The sequence below is a fragment of the Crenobacter intestini genome (genome assembly GCF_004919095.1).
Classification (GTDB): domain Bacteria; phylum Pseudomonadota; class Gammaproteobacteria; order Burkholderiales; family Chromobacteriaceae; genus Craterilacuibacter; species Craterilacuibacter intestini.
In genome coordinates this window covers 154252-172438 of the sequence record NZ_STGJ01000002.1, presented here as the reverse complement: position 1 = coordinate 172438, position 18187 = coordinate 154252, and the positions used below count along the sequence as shown (strand labels likewise).

The 18187-nt window shown below is 66.5% G+C and carries 14 protein-coding genes; 1 reads left to right on the top strand and 13 read right to left on the bottom strand.

Annotation, left to right across the window (positions count from 1 at the left end; genetic code table 11):
- Positions 1–56 precede the first annotated feature (56 nt).
- The 3 genes from E5K04_RS03315 to E5K04_RS16725 all read right to left on the bottom strand — a co-directional run bounded on the left by E5K04_RS03315 (position 57) and on the right by E5K04_RS16725 (position 4326).
- Positions 57–677, bottom strand: coding sequence for a PEP-CTERM sorting domain-containing protein (locus E5K04_RS03315; protein ID WP_168929143.1), 621 nt, complete (start codon positions 675–677; stop codon positions 57–59).
- Between the two features lie 75 nt (positions 678–752).
- Positions 753–1535, bottom strand: coding sequence for a CHAP domain-containing protein (locus tag E5K04_RS03310; protein ID WP_136551491.1), 783 nt, complete (start codon positions 1533–1535; stop codon positions 753–755).
- Between the two features lies 1 nt (position 1536).
- Positions 1537–4326, bottom strand: coding sequence for a patatin-like phospholipase family protein (locus E5K04_RS16725; protein WP_205700284.1), 2790 nt, complete (start codon positions 4324–4326; stop codon positions 1537–1539).
- A 178-nt stretch (positions 4327–4504) separates the two neighbouring features.
- Here E5K04_RS16725 and E5K04_RS03300 point away from each other — a divergent pair, with 178 nt between their 5' ends.
- Entirely contained in the window at positions 4505–5215 is a 711-nt protein-coding gene (locus E5K04_RS03300; RefSeq protein WP_168929142.1) for a hypothetical protein, read from the top strand.
- A gap of 39 nt (positions 5216–5254) precedes the next feature.
- Here E5K04_RS03300 and E5K04_RS03295 read toward each other — a convergent pair whose 3' ends face one another.
- From E5K04_RS03295 to E5K04_RS03250, 10 genes are all read right to left on the bottom strand, one after another.
- Entirely contained in the window at positions 5255–5764 is a 510-nt protein-coding gene (locus E5K04_RS03295; RefSeq protein WP_136551489.1) for a YgjV family protein, read from the bottom strand.
- A complete protein-coding gene (locus E5K04_RS03290; protein ID WP_136551488.1) occupies positions 5765–6250 on the bottom strand; it encodes a nucleoside deaminase in 486 nt (161 codons plus the stop codon).
- Complete coding sequence (locus tag E5K04_RS03285) at positions 6238–7410, bottom strand: M20 aminoacylase family protein (protein WP_136551487.1); 1173 nt, start codon at positions 7408–7410, stop codon at positions 6238–6240. The genes E5K04_RS03290 and E5K04_RS03285 overlap by 13 nt, the downstream gene beginning before the upstream one ends.
- A gap of 228 nt (positions 7411–7638) precedes the next feature.
- Positions 7639–9015 (bottom strand): YfcC family protein, encoded by a 1377-nt coding sequence (locus E5K04_RS03280; protein WP_168929141.1) that lies wholly within the window; start codon positions 9013–9015, stop codon positions 7639–7641.
- A gap of 62 nt (positions 9016–9077) precedes the next feature.
- Positions 9078–10514, bottom strand: a complete 1437-nt coding sequence (locus E5K04_RS03275) for a YfcC family protein (protein WP_136551485.1) — start codon at positions 10512–10514, stop codon at positions 9078–9080.
- A gap of 359 nt (positions 10515–10873) precedes the next feature.
- Positions 10874–12241, bottom strand: coding sequence for an allantoinase AllB (gene allB / locus E5K04_RS03270; protein ID WP_136551484.1), 1368 nt, complete (start codon positions 12239–12241; stop codon positions 10874–10876).
- 43 nt (positions 12242–12284) lie between these two features.
- On the bottom strand, positions 12285–13715 hold the full coding sequence (locus E5K04_RS03265; protein WP_168929140.1) for a YfcC family protein: 1431 nt from the start codon (positions 13713–13715) through the stop codon (positions 12285–12287).
- A gap of 216 nt (positions 13716–13931) precedes the next feature.
- Complete coding sequence (locus E5K04_RS03260; RefSeq protein WP_136551482.1) at positions 13932–15362, bottom strand: NCS1 family nucleobase:cation symporter-1; 1431 nt, start codon at positions 15360–15362, stop codon at positions 13932–13934.
- A gap of 175 nt (positions 15363–15537) precedes the next feature.
- Entirely contained in the window at positions 15538–16992 is a 1455-nt protein-coding gene (locus E5K04_RS03255; RefSeq protein ID WP_136551481.1) for a YfcC family protein, read from the bottom strand.
- 126 nt (positions 16993–17118) lie between these two features.
- Positions 17119–18147 (bottom strand): aspartate/ornithine carbamoyltransferase family protein, encoded by a 1029-nt coding sequence (locus E5K04_RS03250; RefSeq protein ID WP_136551480.1) that lies wholly within the window; start codon positions 18145–18147, stop codon positions 17119–17121.
- Between the last annotated feature and the right edge of the window lie 40 nt (positions 18148–18187).

Sequence of the window (18187 nt, the reverse complement as noted above, 5' to 3'; positions counted from 1 at the left end):
CACATGCCCCGCCGCGCGGCCGGCGGCTTCGGGCCCGGGTTTGACGGCGACGCGCGTCAGCGCTGCCGCCGACGCCACCAGCCGACCACCCCGAGGCCGGACAGCATCAAGAGTGCGCTAGCGGGCTCGGGCACCGGCGCCGCCGGCTGGAAGGCCAGGTTGTCGATGAGGGGTCCCCCGGACTCGAACCTGATGCGGTCAAAGCTCAGGTTGTCGAAGCCGTTGTAGCCGGGGGCCAGCGTCAGCGAGGCGACCAGGGTGTTACCGCTGAACGCTTCGGCCGAACCCAGACCGACCCCCAAAAGATCACCCGCCGTCCAGAACGACGCGGCGCTGACCGGCGACGCAAAGCGGATCTCCACGGGTTCTACTGGCCTGCCACCACTTACGCCGAGCAGACCTCCCACAAATTGTGTCATCGCCGCCTGACCATACGGCAAGCCGAGTATGCCCCGCTCCGCGACAAAGCCGCTGAAGCTCACCCCGGACGCCGCGTAGAAATTATCGACATACGGGAACTCCGGCAGCGGCCCCGGCGGCGCCACATTTTCAAAGTCGATCAGTGTTGCCGGTGGCACCGGCAGCCCGCTGGCCGTACCCGAAAAAGTCCCCGCCAGCGCGGCGGGCGACAGTAGCACGGCAACAAACGCTGCCTGCCACATGGTTTTTGCCTGCATCAATTTCTCCTTCCCCTTGTCCACACACATGCCCCGCCGCGCGACCGGCGGCTTCGGGCCGGAATCTGTCAATCCTTACGCGTAGTCGATGAAACCCTTGTTGATGGTGTCGATCTTGCGACGCAGCCGGTACACGCCATCACCATCGGCGCCACCCGAAGCGTTGCTATTTCCTTCAATGGTGTAGATAAACTCGCCGGCCACGCGCTCGACCACGCCGGTATGCCCGTTTCCGCCTCCTTTATCGAGGATGAACAGCATGCCCGGCTTCACCAGCGCTGGGTTGGCCACCGCATCGCCCGTGTGTACGCGCTGGGCGCCTCGCTGCTTGGCGCCGTTCCAGTGGGTCAGGCAATGCGCGGTGTTGAGCATGGGGTTGGCCACACCCAGCGCCGTGGCCGCCTCGCGGAAGCACCAGTAGGTGAACGCGCAGCACCACCATGAGCCAGCGGGGGTGCCCGTCGAGGCAAGGTAGACCTCGACCTGCGGTCCTCTGTTGGAACTCTTCGGAACCTCGCGCACCCCAACCTGACTGGCGGCGACTTCGACTACCTTCTGCAGCAGCGGGGTCTTGGCCTGGTCCGCCACCGGCACGCTCGCCTCGCCGAACAGCGCCGCCCAGGTCAGCGCGCCGATCTCACCGTCCTCGAGTAGAGGCCGCCCAAGTGCATCGGCGTTGCGGCACTGGAACAGCTTGACCACCTGCTCGGTCGTCGCGCCGAAATTGGGGTTACTCTCGTCTAGCGCGCCAACCCCCTCCTGCGGCAGGTGCAATGCCTTGTTCAGCTGCTCCTTGACCGCCTTGACCACCTTCGGGTCCGCCTCGCCCAGCCGGACCACCCTGCCCGGATATTTCATCTCATGCTCCTTCTCGGTTGACTGCCTGCTCCGGCGACTGGCCCAGCCAGCGCGCCACCTCCCCACTACTTGCCAGCGCCCGCACGACACTCTCGCCGCAGACCAGCCCCAGTTTGCGGTAGCTCTCCCATTGCTGGTCGTCGAAGAACTGGTCAACGGTAGTCTGCTGCGGAAAGGCGGGGTTCAGCGCGGCGTAGTGCGCCACGTCGACCGGCACGCCGGCCGGCACCCGCGGCTTAATCAGCACGATGTGGCTGACGGGTTCGTCCTTGCCGGCTGGGCCCACCCTGAGCAGGACCGCGCATGCTTGATCATCCGGGGGGTTAGCCTGCGCGGCACGTCTTGCCAGTTCCGCCTGCCGCAACTGTTGCGGGGTGGCGAAGACCCTGCGCACATCGGCGGGTAGCGCGGCCATGCCTTCCTCGTCCACTTCGATCTCCCGGCCGAAGTCGACCCGCACGAGTCGCACTAGGTTGGCCAGGTCGTCGAAGTGGTAGTCCGGGTCGGCACCGCAGTCGCAGGCGATGATCAGCCGCACCTCGCGGCCGGGACGCAACAGTTCGTACACGCCAAGGTTCTCGAAGTGGCCGCCGTCGGACAAGTACTGCCACGGGGCATGCAGGCCGTGAAAGCGCGCCGTCCATTCACGCAGCAGCAACGTCTGATTGGGCAGAATGGCTAACCATCGAGACGGCCGCTCAGACTGGTTTTGGCTTTCGTCCTTGTCCGCTACGTAGGCTTCGTCGAGCGGAAGCCGCATCCACCGCCCCAGACGGATATTGGCAAGGCCGCACAATAGCGAAGTGCCGAGAGAGGTGGTCCGCCCAAGGCCGGTCGAAAACGCGGCGCCGGAGACGGCTATCCACGCGCCTAGCCCTTTGGGTACGCCGTCACCCGGCCTGACCGGACAGCCACCCTTCTGCCTGGCCAGATGGCCGTCCACAAAAATGTGGTAGGGAAGCGGCGGGTGGTCCGGCGTGCCGCAGGATGGCTTGGGTACGGTAGGCGCGATACAGACCGGCTTGCCCTTACGGTCGCGCTGCACCAGTTGCTCGGCCGGCCCCAGGGTCTGGTTGAGGGTGCAATTGATCAGGTGCAGCGGCGCGGCCGAATCTTCCCGGTAATAGTCTTGCAGGCTCAGCTCGTCGCCAGGCATAGGCTCGGCGCTGCTGTACGAGGCGCGATCCTGGCTCTGGAAGCGCGTGCCGTTGCTCGCCCCAAGATAGGCACGAATCAGGCGAGCCGAGTAAAACTGCTGCAAGGAAGAGAGGTCGAGAAAATCGGGCTCACGGCCTGTCCACCACAGCAGTAGCAGGCTCGCCCCCAGCAGCACGCCAAGCCGGCCCAAGGCCCACGGCAAGGCATCCGCGCCGGGCTGTTGTTCAGCCCACGCCACCCATTGCACGGCCAGCGCCCACAGCGTCAGCAGCAGCAGGGCAAGCACGGCGGCCGCGGCACCGGTGATGGCACCCAGCGGCAAGCGCGCCAGCCAGCCGGACGGCGCCTTCTCGTCGAAGAAGCGCGCCAGGTAACGCACTGCCGCAAACAAGCCCGCGAGCACCGATAGCAGGCCGCCCAGCGTCAGCACAGCTTCGGTCTTGGCCATGTACAGGTAAAGCGACTGCCCGAGCGACTCCGCCAGCGCCAGTATGGCCACCCCCAGCAACACGGCCAACCCGGCAGCAAGATGGCGGGTGACCCGCACCCGGTAGCCCGCCGCCGGCGTGTGCTGTGAGGCAGCGCCACCCAGTTGGCGGCGCACCTGACGCTGCAGCCAACCCGTCAGGCAGCGCGCGGCAAACCCCACCCACAAGAAGCCCCAGGCCAGCCAGCGCCAGATAGCCAGCTCCGACGGCCAGCGCTGGCCAAGCTCGAGCCATAGCAGCAGCATGGCCAGGGCAGCAAGAAACAGGTCAGAGAGCGGCACCCGCCACATGAGCTTGCGACCTGACAGGGCCGTAATGCGGTCGGACAGCCAGTAGGCCAGCATGGCGGGCATTAGCCAGACAAGCGCCAGTAACGGCACCAGCCACCATGCGGGCGATGGCCACCATATTGCCTCGGGAATAAACCAGATCTGGGAAAATGCGGAAGAGAAACTGCTACAGAGGGGGTAGAGCGACACCACCAAACCAAACAACGTGGACAGCGTAAGAACCGGTACAACCGCCAACCCAATCACCAGATGGACCGATAGCAGGTTGCGGATCAAGAGGGCCAGCGCGTAACCGGTGTCTCCCGCGCCGGTCGGCAGCAGGTAACGGCCGTTGTCGCGTAGCCAGGCGAGCGGCATCGAAGTCCCTGCGGGCTGCGCCAACTCCTTGATGCGTCGGCTGGGGCTGAAGCGCTCGGGCGGCTCCTTGCGCAGCACCCTGAAAGCTGTCAGTGCTGCCGTCTTCTCATCTTTTTGCTCACGAAAACGGCCGGGCACGAACAGGCTGCACAGGAAGGCGCCCAGATAGCCGCCGCCGCTGACGGTCGACAGGTAGTCGAAGCGGGCGAGCCAAGCGCGCTCCGGCTGCTGCTCATCGCCTTGTTGAGGGCTGCCGGTGTCTGCCGGTGGGTCGCTCACCGGCCGGCCGTCTGGCGCATGGCGCGCCAGCGCCTGCACCACCCCCAGCGAGAAAGTTGCGCTGCGGATGCCACCGCCGGAGAGTGCCAGCGCGCAACGTGCAGCCTCTTCATCCGGCCAGCCCAGCAGTTTGTGGCGCTCACCTATCCGTTGGCTTTCCGCCTGCTGCGCCTCCTTGTCGAGACGGCGATCCTTCCTGCCCGCATCAGCGTCCGTCATCGCAATGCCCGCCGGCCAAAACTTCGGCTTAGACGAGCAACTGGTGGCAGGCAAGTATTAAGCCTATGTTTCGTAGGTGTTTTTTCTGAAGCAAGCCGGGAGATCCCTCATGCGATTAACCACCAACATCCCCATCCTTTCCTGCGCGATGGCGCTCACCCTGACCGGATGCGCCGGCATGGCACGCCTGGACGCGACTGAGGTACAAAAGACACTGACAGAAAGTAGTTGCCGCTTACTCAAGGACGAACCCGTTGACAAAGCGAACTGCGAGAAGGCATTTCCGACCAAGGCAGTGTACGCGGAGCCGGTCGTCGACAAGCAGCGCCGCCTGCTGCGCGCCTATCTGGTGATCGACGCGTTTACCCGCTTCGGCGCCCGCCGCATCGCGACCGACTCTGACAACCCGGTGCGCGACGCGTCCTTGCTGCTCAACAATACCCGCCTCGCGCTCACCCGGCTGGACAAGCTCCACCAACTGCTGCCTGCATCTCAAGGAGACCATCTTAAAAACGCCGAGTACGCGCTGCAGCAGCCGGCAGCTTTGTTCTCCGTGGTCGGCGTGATGCAGGCGGCCACCCGCCCCGTGCGCAGCAACCTGTTCGGGCTGGTCAGCCAGCTCTCGCTGGCCGAAATTGCCACTAACGCACCCGCCATCATCCGTAACGGCTTTCGCGACCTGCTCTACGCCAACGCCTACAGTGCCGCACTGATGAGCATGGTCAACGCAACATCAAACCAGCCCGTACAGATGCCGGAAGAAGAATACAAAAAGTGGAAGCATGCGCTGCTCGGGCAGATCGACGCGCATTGCACACAACTGGAAACGATGGCCAACGGCGGACAGGCCATTGCTGACAAAGGGGGAAGGCTCTGCGGCTACGCGTAGCCGGCCAATGCAAAGGAAACCAGCGCAGCCCAGTGATGCCTACGGCTGCCCGGTATCGCTCCGCCGGGACAAGCGCCAGCTGCCGACGAGGTTGCTCGCGAACACCAGCGCCTCGCGCAGCACGGCCAGCGGGCTGCCGACGGCGAGGTTGTGCGCAATCCACACGAGCGTCGCCAGCAATTGCAGCCCGCGCAAGGCGCGCTCGCTCGCGGCGAACATCGCCCGGTTGGCCAGCAGCGCGCCCGTGCAGGCGAGCAGGCTGGCGAGCCCGCCCCAGGTCAATACGGCGCCGGCGACGATCAACAGGGCAAAGCCGAGTTCGACGGCCAAGGTACGCCGCCTGAGGCTGGCGAAATTGCGCACGACGGCGAGCAGCATGGTCAGCGCCGCCGTCCACTGCGCGAGCAGCGCGAAGTGCAGGCACACCAGCGCCATGCCGCCGCTCATGCACAGCAGCAGGCGACGCCGGCCGTGCAGCTGGAACGCCACCACGTCGCAGGCGATCGCCAGCAGCATCGCCGCCTGCGCGGCCAGTCCGAGCGACAGCATCTAGCGGCCGAAGTGGCGACGCAGCACCTCGCGCCCGAGTTCGACCTCGACGGGGCCGACCACGCACACCGGGTGCGAGCCGGTGGCGAACACCTCGCGGCAGCCCATCTTGAGCACCGGCGCGCCCTCCTCCTCGCACGCACGCATGGTGTCGGCGCCGACGGCGTACACCACGCGGCGGATGCCGCTGTAGAAGATCGCCGCAGCGCATTGCGGGCAGGGTTCGCCGCTCGCGTACAGGGTCAGCCCTGCCGCACCGGCCGGCGCGCGCGGGCCGAGCTTGCGCAGCGCGTCGACTTCGGCGTGCGCGGTCGGGTCGGCGTTGCTGGCTTCTCGGTTACGGCCGAGCACGAGCAGGCGGCCGCCCTGCTCGGCGATCAGCGCACCGAACGGCCGGTCACCCGCGAGGCGCGCCTGCTCCGCCTCGAGCACCGCGCGTGAGAGCATCGCGCGGTCGAAATCGTCCGCCTCGGTCAGCGTGTGCATGCGAGGGCCTCCAGCGCGTCGTGCGCGAGCGCCACCCAGAAGCGCACGCCCGGCTCGATCAGCGCGTCGTTGAAGTCGTACGCGGGGTTGTGCAGGGGGGCGCTGGGCGCGTGCGCGTTATCGGCGCCCAACCACACCAGCGCGCCGGGCACTTCAGCCAGCATCGCCGCGAAGTCTTCGCTCGCCATCGACGGCGCAAAGCGCTGGCACAGCCCGGCGTCCCCCAGCGCGCGGCGTGCGGCCGCGGCGGCGACGGCGGCGTGCGCCGCCTCGTTGCATACCGCCGGGTAGCGCACCCGGTAGTCGAGCGCGGCCGTCACGCCGAAGGCAAGCTCGAGCCCGCGGCACAGCCCGTCCAGCCGCGCGCGGATCGCCGCCTGCACGGCGCCCTTGAAGTAGCGGCAGGTGCCGCGCACCACCACCTGTTCAGGTAGCACGTTGTACGCGTCGCCCGCGTGCAGCTGGGTCACGCTGACCACCGCGCTCTCCAGCGGACTGACGCTGCGGCTGGCGATAGTCTGGATCGCGGTCACCAGTTGCGCGGCGGCGACCAGCGCGTCGTTGCCCTCGTGCGGCATCGCCGCGTGGCTGCCGCGGCCGGTGACCACGATCTCGAACAAGTCCATGCCGGCCATCATCGGACCGGCCTGCACCGCGACCTGCCCGGCCGGCAGCCCCGGCCAGTTGTGCAGGCCGTACACCGCCTGCATCGGGAAGCGGGTGAACAGGCCGTCTTCGATCATGGCGACGGCGCCACCCTCCATCTCTTCGGCCGGCTGGAAGATCAGGTAGACGGTGCCGGCGAAGTCGCGCGAGCGCGCCAGCACGCCGGCGGCTCCCAGCAGCATCGCGCTGTGGCCGTCGTGGCCGCAGCCGTGCATGCAGCCGGCGTGGCGCGACGCGTGCGCGAAGGTGTTGCCCTCCTGCATCGGCAGCGCGTCCATGTCGGCGCGCAGGCCGACCGCGGGGCCGGGGCGCGCGCCCTCGACCACCGCGACGAGGCCGGTGCCGCCGATGCCTTCGTGCACCGGCAAGCCCAGCGCCGCCAGTTCACGCGCGATGAGCGCGGCGGTGCGCTGCTCGGCGAAGGCAAGTTCGGGGTGCGCGTGCAGGTCGCGGCGCAAGGCGGTCAGTTCGGTGAGGCGTTCGGCTGTCAGCATGGGCGGTCTTCCAATGGGTTCAGGCACCGGCGTCAAACCGGTGCCTGCAGGAGTTCAACCGGTTTGGTGTACGGTTGAGGCGGCACGCAAGACCGGCCGGGCGGTACCGGCGCCTGGGACCAACCATCCTTGTCGGGCATCAGGCTGCGTGCACAAACCCACTTTACCGGCCGCGCATGCCGCCGGCCTGTCTGCACCCGACAAGCGTTTGGCTTTGCGCGCCGCGGCTCAGAACGGGCCGAAGCGCAGCGCGTGCGCGAGGCACAGCACGGCTCCTGCGTAGAGCGCGAGGGTCGCGAACAGCGGCGCGTAAAAGCGCAGCCACGCCGGGTAGCCGACCTTGCCGATCGCCAGCGTCGCGACGAAGTAGCCCGAGGTCGGGAATACCAGGTTGGTCAGCCCGTCGCCGAACTGGGTCGCCAGCACCAGCGTCTGCCGGCTGATGTCGAGCAGGTCGCCCAGCGGCACCAGCACCGGCATGGTCAGGATGGTCTGCCCGCTGCCGGAGGACACCAGCAGGTTGAACAGCGCCTGGAAGCCGAAGATCGACAGCAGCGCCGCGTACGAGGACATGTCGCCGGTCAGCGTCTCCAGGTGGTGGACGACGGTGTCGGCGATCTGCCCCTGCTCCATCACCACCGCGATGGCGCGGGCAAAGCCGCAGATCAGCGCGCCGACCAGGATGTCGCGGAATGCGGCGTTGAAGTCCTCGCAGATGCCGTTGGGCGAACGCCCGGCCACCAGCGCGCCGGTCACGGCCATCAGCACGAACAGGCCGCCGATCGCGTTGAACTTGAGGCCAAACACGATGATGGACGCGATCACCGCGACAAACAGCAAGGCGGTGACGCCGGCCGCCCAGCGCAGGCGGGCGCTGAACACCGGCAGCGCGTGGGAGCCCTCGTCCGACGGCGCCTGGCGGGTGCGCCGCGCGTGGCGCAGCACGTAGGCCGCGCACAGCGCGATCGCGCCCAGCCACACCAGCGCGCGCACCGCCGCGCCGGAGAACAGCGGCAACTGGGCGATGCTCTGGCCGACACCGACGGTGGTCGGCGCGGTGATGCCGAAGGTGAAGCCCAGCGAGGTTGCCAACAGCGCGGTCGCCGTCGCGGTCACCGCGTCGTAGCCCAGCCGCCGGAACAGCGGCAGGATGATGGGCAGGTAGGCGATCGCCAGCTCCGGCGTGCCAATGAAGGCGGCCAACAGCGCAAACATCGCCATCAGGATCGGGATGGTCAGCTCGGCGCGCGTCCCCAGCGCGCGCAGCAGGTGGTGGATGCCGAACTCGAGGATGCCGGCACGCGCGATCACGCCGACCGCGCCGCCGACCAGGAGCGTCATGAACACGATCTCGCTGGCGCTGGAGAGCCCGTCCGGCAACGCGGTCACCAGTTGCATGAAGCCGACCGGCGACGCCTCGACCAACTGGTAGGTGCCGGGCAGTACCACCGCGCGGGTGCCGAGCAGCGTCTCGCGCATTTCGCGCTCGTAGCTGCCGGCCGGCACCAGCCAGGTCAGCAGCCCCATCAACAGCACGAAGGCGAGCAGGATCAGGTAGACATCGGGCATCGGCCAGGCGGCCGTTCTGGATCGTGGGGTTGTCATGGCGAATCTCCCGACAAGAGCACGGTCAAAAAAGGCCGGCGCGGGGCCGGCCATCGGTGGTTTCAGGCGAGCGCGGCCAATTGCGCGACGAACAGGCCGGCCAGCGCGAGCGCGACCAGCAGGCCCATCAGGGGCAGGAAGAAGCGCACCCAGCGGTTCAGCGGCACGCCGGCCATGGCCAGGATGGCCATGAAGTAGCCTTCGGTCGGCTGGATCACGTTGGCCAGGCCCTCGCCCCATTGCAGGCCGAGCACCACGATCTGGCGGGAGACGCCGACCAGGTCAGCCAGCGGGTAGAGGATGGGCAGCGTGATCACGGCCTTGCCCGAGCCGGACGGCACGATCAGGTTGAAGAACCACTCGGTGGCGAAGATGCCGTAGGCGGTGACCGCCGGCGGCAGCTTGCTCAGCATCTCGGACAGCCAGAACACGATGGTGTCCATGATCATGCCCTGCTCGAGCACCACCGACACGCCGCGGGCGATGCCGCAGATCAGCGCGCCGACCATCACGCCCTTCATCGCGTCGTTGTAACTGGCGCAGATCGCGTTGAGCGTCTGTCCGGCCAGCAGGCAGGCGGCGACCGCCATCAGCATGAAGAGGCCGGAGATCGCCATGAAGCCGAGCTTGAACTGCAGGATGGCCGCGATGATGGCGACGAACATCAGCAAGGTCGCCGCACCGGCCATGCGCTGGCGCGGGGTGTAGCTGCTGTCCGATGCGCTCTCCTCGCCGGCGAAGCGCGCGCGCAGCGTCGCGTCCAGTTCGGCGGTCGGGCTCTGCTCCGGGTTGGCCTTCACCCGCGCCGCGTGGCGCATGATGAAGGCGGTGCTGATCGAGAGCGCGAGCGCGAGGAAGGCGAAGCGGAAGGCGGCACCCGAGAACATCGGCAGTTCGCCCAACAGGTGGGCGGTGCCGACCGTCGCCGGCGCGGTCAGCGCGAACGCGAAGCCGACCGAGGGGCCCAGCAGCGCGATCGCGGTGGCCGTCATGGTGTCGTAACCGAGGCGCAGCATCAGCGGCAGCACGATGGGCAGGTAGGCGATACCCAGTTCGGGCGTGCCGATAAAGGCCGAGATCACGCCGCCGACCGAGGTCAGCACCGGGATCATCAGGCTGGTTCGGCTACCCAGCGCACCCAGCAGCTTGTCGATGCCGTAGTTGATGATGCCGGCGCCGCGGATCACGCCGACCGCGCCGCCGACCAGCAAGGTCAGGATCACCACGTCGCCCGCCTTGACGAGGCCGGTCGGGATCGCCTCGACCACCTGCATGAACCCCACCGGTTGCTGCTCGATGAAGGCGAACGAGCCGGCGACCACCGTCGCGCGGCCGTTGACGATCTCGCGCTGGTACTCGCCCGCCGGGATCACGTAGCTGAGCAGGGCGACGAACAGGATCATCGCGCCCAGGATCACGTAGATGTCCGGGATCTCGAATTTCTTGGCGGGTGCCTGCACGGCGGCTGGCGCGGGTGGGGTTGGGACAGGAATGGCCATCGTTGATCTCCACTGAAAGTTTGCGATTCGGATGCGGCGACCGGGCCCGGTGTGCCTGCTTCCCGGGCGGGGAGTAGCCACTACCGTAATGACAAACACGAGCCCGCGCACTGTCCTTACGCGCCAGCGTGTCCGACCATCCACACTTGTTTGACGAAACGCAAGAAAGCTTGCCTGGCAAGGCTTACAGCAGAAATCAACCCATCAAAACACCTGTCATCGCACGCCAGCGCATGGCACGTACTGACAAATTCCGGCAGCAGAATGAAGGCTGGACAGTCCACGCCCGCCACCCCGCAGACGACAAAAAAGGCACCGGTGCGGTGCCGGTGCCTTGGTGGAAAAGCAGCAAAACAGGCTTAGCGGCCCTGCTTGCCGGTGACGCGGATCAGGCGGCCGTCCGCCTTGCCGAAGTCCTTGCCCAGTTCGAAGATGGTGCGCCCGCGCAGCACGGTGCGGGTGACGCGGCAATCGATCTTGCGGCCCTCGTACGCGCTGTGCTTGTTCTTGTAGTAGAGGCCCTCGGCGGTCACCGTGTACGACTGCTCGGGGTCGATGAACACCAGGTCGGCGTCCTTGCCGATCGCGATCTCGCCCTTGTCCTTCAGGCCGAAGCGCTCGGCCGGGTTGGTCGCGAGCACCTGCGCGAGCAGGGTCGGACTGAGGCCGCGCTGCTTGACGCCGGCGTCGAACATCGCGTCGACGCTGTTCTGGCAGGCCGACAGGCCGCCCCACGCGTCAAACGCGTTTTCCTTGTCCTTGAGGTCGAAGGTGCACGGCGAGTGGTCGGAGCCGAGGATGCCGATCTTGCCGGCGGCGAGGTACTCCCACATGCGCGCCTGGTTGGCGTAGTCGCGGATCGGCGGCGAGCACTTGGCGCGCGGGCCGATCGCGTCGAGCTCTTCGGTCGCCAGCAGGAAGTAGTGCGGGCACGACTCGACCGACGCGTCGACGCCGTCGGCGATGGCGCGGTGGATGGCGTCGACCGCTTCCGGGCAGCTGTTGTGCGCGATATGCACGCGGCAGCCGGTTTCCTTGGCGATCAAGAGCACGCGCTGCACCGCTTCCACCTCGGTGAACACCGGGCGGCTGGCGACGTAGTCGGACACCTTGCTCTTGCCCTCGGCGCGCGCCTTCTTGCCCAGCCCGTCGGTCAGCGCGGCATTCTCGCAGTGGATCACCAGGAGGTCGCCAGTCTCGGCGAGAATCTTCATGCCTTCGTACAGTTCGAAGTCGTTGACGTTCTTGAAGTCGCCCGGCTTGCCCGAGCCGCAGGTGGCGACGAAGCACTTGTACGCGGCGACGCCGGCAGCAGACATCGGCTTGAGGTCGTCGAAGTTCCACGGCACGAGCCCGCCCATCAGCGCATAGTCGACGTGGCACTGGCCGCTGGCGGCGCCGATCTTCAGGTCCATCGCGGCGACGTCGGTGGTCGCCGGGATGGTGTTCAGCGGCATCTCGACAAACGAGGTGGTGCCGCCGGCGGCCATCGCCTGGCTGCCCGTCTCGTAACCTTCCCACTCGGTACGCCCCGGCTCGGAAATATGCATGTGCACGTCGACCATGCCCGGCATCACGTACTGGCCCGCGGCGTCGACGGTCTCGCGTGCCGGCTCTTCGACACGGTCGGCGATCACGGCGATCTTGCCGTCGCGGATGCCGAGTTCGGCGTTCACCACTTCGTTGCGCAGCACCAGGCGCGCGTTGCGGATCAGGGTATCGAGCATTGGGATTTCCTTGATGGTTGAAGTTTGGGTGGCTGCCTTGGGGTCAGAACGGCCCCAGCGCGATCGAGTACGCCAGCGTCAGCGAGCCGGCCGCCATCGCGAGCAGCACGCCGAACAGCGGCAGGTAAAAGCGCAGCCACTTGAGGTAGTCGACCCGGGCGATCGCCAGCGTGGCGATGAAGTAGCCCGAGGTCGGGAACAGGATGTTGGTCATGCCGTCGCCCATCTGGGTGGCGAGTACCATGGTCTGGCGGGTGATGCCCAACAGGTCGGCCAGCGGCACCAGCACCGGCATGGTCAGCACGGTCTGCCCGCTGCCGGATGGGATCAGCGCGTTGAACATCGCCTGGCACAGGAAGACGGTGATCACCGCGATGGCACCGCTGAAGTCGGACACTAGGCCGACGATGCCGTAGACGATGGTGTCGGCGATCTGGCCGTGGCTCATCAGCACCGAGATCGCGCGGGCCAGGCCGCAGATCAGCGCGCCGACCAGGATCTCGCGGAACGACTCGTCGAGGTCCTCGCACAGCGCATTGGCGCGCTTGCCAGCAATCAGGGCGGTGGCGACGGCAACGGAGAGGAACAGGCCGCTGATCGCGTTGAAGCTCAACTGCCACTTGAGGATGGCGACGATCACGCCGATCAGCGCGAAGCCGCACAGCACGCCGGCGAGCTTCTGGCGCGATGTGAAACGGTTGGCCGCGTCACCGCCGCGGGTGCTGAGCAGGCGGGTGCGCAGTTCGGCATCGGTATCGAACACCAGGCTCGCGGCGGGGTTGGCCTTGACGCGGGTGGCGTAGCGCCAGGTGTAGACGATGGCGACCAGCATCACCAGCGCGAGCATGCCCGCGCGGTAGCCGGCGGCGGAGAACATCGGCAGCTGGGCGATGCTCTGGCCGATGCCGACGGTACCAGGGATGGTGATGCCGAAGGCGAAGCCCAGCGTGGTCGGCAACAGCGCGACTGCGACCGCGGTCATGCCGTCGTAACCCATGCGGTAGAACATCGGCAGCAGCATCGGCAGGAAGGCGATTGACAGCTCGGGCACGCCGATAAAGCCGCAGATCGCCGCGAACAGCGCCATCAAGAGCGGGATCACCAGTTGCGAACGGCCGCCGACTGCGCGGAGCAGCGACTGGATGCCGAGGTCGACCACGCCGGTACGGCGGATCAGGCCGACCGAACCACCGACCAAGAGCGTCATGAACACGATGTTGGCCGCGCCGACCATGCCGTCGGGGATCGCGGTGATGAACTGCCAGAGGGTAACGGGAGAGGAAGGGAGGAACTGGAAGCTGTCGGCGACGGCAACCATGCGCGGGCCGGCGGGGGTCATCATTTCGGTGCGCTGGTAGGCACCGGCGGGGATCCAGCGGGTCAGCAAGGCCACAACAGCCATGAAGCCGACCAGGATCAGGTAGATATTCGGAAGCCGGAAGCTCCCGCCCTTCAAAGCGTGTGTGCCCAACATGCTCGCTCCTGTCATCCAGGTTTATGTCCAAAGCGGCAGGCCCTGCAGCGAAGGCCGGACCTGCCTGCTTGACTCGGGACGCAGTGTAGCGAGTCGTTACTTTCTACGCCTGTCTGCTCGTGTCATTTTCTTGTCCTGGCACGCCACGCAGATGGCCAGCACAGACAAATGCCATACGGATCAGCATGAAGGACGGACCCGTATGACATCAACCGGTCAGGCCGGCTCGCGCGGCATGATCAGCGCGTAGACCGCAGCAGCCGCCAGCGTGCCGATCAGCCAGCCGTACGCCTCGAGATGCCCTGCGCCCGGCCACAGCACCACCATGCAGGCGAGCGAGGCTGCCGGCACGAAGGCCGCGACCGCGCGCAGGTTGACGCCGCCCTGATACCAGTAGCGGCCGGCCGGGTCTTCGCTGTACAAGTCGGCAATCACCACCTGGCGGCGGCGCGTCCAGTAGTAGTCGACCATGATCACGCCGAACAGCGGCCCCAGGCAGGCGCCCAGCCCGCCGACGAACAGGTTGATCACCACCGGGTTGTGGTACAGCTGCCAGGGCAGCACCGCGATTGACAGCAGTGCGGTGATCAGCCCGCCGCGCGCGAAGGTGATGTGGCGCGGCGCGACGTTGGCGATGTCGTAGGCTGCCGACACGAAGTTGGCGACGATATTGATGCCGATGGTCGCGATGACGAAGGTCAGGCTGCCCAGGATCAGCACCGGCTTGTTCTCGATGCGGTGGACTACCTCGATCGGGTCGAGGATGGCCTCGCCGAACACCACCAGCGTGCTGGCGGTGACGATCACCGTCACCAGCGCGAACAGCATGAAGTTGATCGGCAGCCCCCAGAAGTTGCCGCGGCGCACCGCCTGCTCGCTGACGCCAAAGCGCGAGAAGTCGGCGAAGTTAAGCAGCAGCGCGGCGAAATACGCGACCACCAGCGCGACCACGCCCAGCATCTCGTACACAGTCTCGGCCGTGCTCAGCACGCGGTCGGACAGGCGCAGGGTGAACGCCTCCCAGCCGGCCTGGCTCAGCATCCACGCCGCCAGCGCGAACATCACCAGGTACACCGCCGGCCCGCAAAAATCGATGAAGCGGCGCACCCACTCCATGCCGCGCCAGAACAGCACCAGCTGCAGCAGCCACATCGACATGAAGCAGAGCCAGCCAAGCGTGCTCAAGCCCAGCCACTGCCCTGGCAGCGCGGCCGACGCGCCCGGCCACACGGCCTCAACCAGAATCACCAGCGACAGCGACGCGAGCCAGGTCTGCACGCCGTACCAGACGATGCCGACCGCCGCGCGGATCAGCGCCGGGATGTTGGCGCCAAACACGCCGAAGCTCAGCCGCGCCAGCACCGGGTAGGGCACGCCGGTCTTCTGCCCCATCACGCCGACGCCGTTGAGCAACTGGTTGACGATCAGGATGCCGGCCAGCATCGCGAGCAGGATCTGCCAGCCGGCGAGGCCGAGGAAGAACAGGCCGGCGGCGAACACGTAGCCGCCCAGGCTGTGGATATCGCTCATCCACAGGGCGAAGAAGCTGTAGGTAGCCCAGCGGCGCTCGGCCACCGGCAGCAGGTCCTCGTTGGCGAGGCGATCGCTCGGGGTAAACGGGAGGGACAGGGATTCGTTGGATGCCATCAGGACAGTCCTTTGCGAACGGCAGCACCCGCATGCGGCATGCGCGGCACTGCAATGCAGCGAAACGGCGTGTCCCGTCCGTCGCGCCCTCGGGCGCGGCCGCACCCCAGAAAAAACGGGCCTGTCGGTGTCGACAGGCCCGTGCGGGGACACACCTTCCGGTCTGGCCGGAGCCTTACAGGCCCATGGCCTGCTGGACCACCAGCGCGACGCTCGACATCACGCCCAGCGCCATCATCAGCGGGAAGTAGAAGCGGATCCACTTGCTGAATTCGACCTTGGCCAGCATCAGGGTGGCGACGAAGAAGCCGGAAGTCGGGAAGAAGATGTCGGTCAGCTGGCCGCCCCAGGCGTTGGCGGTCACCACCACCTGCTGCGGGATGTCCAGCAGCGTGGCCAGCGGCGAGAGCACCGGCAGGGTCAGCACGGTCAGCGCGGTAGCACCCGGCACCAGGAAGTTGAAGATCGACTGGGTCCAGAAGATGCCGACTGCGGAAGCTTCCGGCGGGATCACGCGCAGCATCGCTTCGAGGTAGTACACCAGGGTGTCGGTGATGATGCCGCGGTCCATCACTACCGCGATGGCGCTGGCCACACCGCACAGCAGCGCGGCGACCATAATGTCGCGCATTGACGCGTTCAGGTCATCACAGATCTGCTGCGGCTTCTTGCCGGCGATCGCGGCGGCGGTCAGGCCGATGAACAGGAACAGGCCGCCGATGGCGCCGAAGCCCAGGTTGTTGATCAGGATGGTGGCGATCGCAGCCGGGAACATCACGAAGCAGGCGTAGCCGGCCAGGATCTGGCGACGGGTCGCGGTGATCTCGCCCTTCTGATCGCCTTCGGCCAGCTTGGCGCGCATCTCGATGTCGGTGTCGAAAGTCAGGCTCTTGCTCGGGGTCTTCTTGACCTTGGACGCGTAGTACATGGTGTAGGCCACCGACATCAGCACGGCGATCGCCAGGATCACGGCGCGGAAACCGGAACCGGAGAAGATCGGCAGTTGCGCGATCTGCTGGCCGACGCCGACCGAACCCGGGATGGTCAGGCCGAAGATGAAGCCCATGCACGGGCCGAGCAGCGACACGGCCATCGCGGTCATGCCGTCGTAACCCAGCCGGTAGAAAAGCGGCAGCAAGATGGGCAGGTAGGCGAGCGACAGCTCGGGCACGCCGATGAAGGCACCCAGCGCGCTGAACAGCGTCATCAGGATAGGGATGATCAGCACTTCCTTGTTGCCGACCGCACGGGCGAGCTTTTGCACGCCGATGTCGATCAGGCCGGCGCGCTTGATCAGGCCCATGCCGGCGCCGACCAGGAAGGTCAGGAACACGATACCGGAAGCGCGGTTCAGGCCGTCGGGAATGGCGGTCACCAGATCCATGAAGCCGACCGGGTGCTGCTCGATCTGCTTGTAGGTGCCGGCGACGACGAATTCCTTCACGCCGTGCGCGGTCTGAACCTTCTCGCGCTCGTACTGGCCGGCAGGGACGATGTAGGTGAGCACCGCCATCACCATGATGAAGATGGCGAGGACGATGTAGATGTCCGGCATCTTGAAGCCGGATTTCTTGGCGGGAGCAGCAGCGCCGGCGGCGCCGGTAGCGGGGGAGGAGCTTGGGATTGCCATGATTGCATCTCCAATGAGGTAGTTCCGCAACCGCCGCCTGCTAAGCCCGGCGGCAGCTGCCGGAAGACAACAATCGAGGTCCGGAAAAAAGGGGGAATCGCTTCCCCCTTTCCAGTGACGCATCGCTTAGTTCACACCGACCACCGCGGCCAAGAGGGCCATGCGGATCGCGACGGAGAAGCCGATCGCCTTGAAGTACAGTTCGTGTTCGGTGGCGTCGATCGCCATGTCGAACTCGCCCGGGTTACGCGGCAGCGAGTGGTGCACGCCGACCACCTTGCCGGTCTTCTTCTTGATGTTCTCCAGCATCTCGAGGGAGATGTAGTGGTTGGAGAGCTTCTTCATGAAGTCTTCGCGGTTCGGGTCGTCCTTCTTCACCGAGCAGCCCGGCAGGTAGACCAGGTCGGCGCCGACGTCGGCGAACAGCTCTTCGTGCTGCTTCACGTTCAGGTCGAAGTGCTCTTCCCAACGGGCACCCATGCGGGTCAGCTTCTCGCGGATGATGTCCGGCGTGCGCAGTTCGCTGGTGCCGGTGTACACGATGCGGGCGCCCATGGCGGCCAGGGCCAGCGCGAAGGATTGGCCGGAGCGGGCACGCGACAGGTCAGGCGAGCTGATCACGACGGTGGCGTTTTCCAGGTCGCCGAAGGCGCGGTAGCAGCTGTAGCTGTCGAGCAGGCCCTGGGTCGGGTGGGTCACGTGGCCGTAGCCGCCGGAGATGATCGGGCTGCCGTTGCTGCCCAGCTCTTCGATCGCGCCGAGCGCTTCCTTGTCGTCCGGGTGGCGCATCACGATCACGTCGGCGTACTGGCTGGTCACACGCAGGCTGTCGTACAGGCTTTCGTTCTTGGCGGCCGAGCTGTTGTGCAGCGGGTCGGCTTCGGTGATCACGTTGCCGCCCAGGCGCAGCATCGCGTTTTCGTGGCTGCAGCGGGTACGGGTCGACGGCTGGAAGAACAGGGTGTACAGCGTCTTGCCCTGCAGCAGGTTGGTACCGGTGCGCATGAACGGCTCGAGCATCTCGGCGGACTGGTACAGCGACAGGATCTGTTCGCGGCTGAAGTCGTCCAGGAAGGTGATGTTCTTGCCCTTCATGCCGGTAGCGGCCAGCGTTTCGCGGATGTCCTTAGCCTTGAATTCTTTGGTCAGTGCCATGATTGCTTCCTTTTATCGTGAATATTTCAGTGAGTATTCG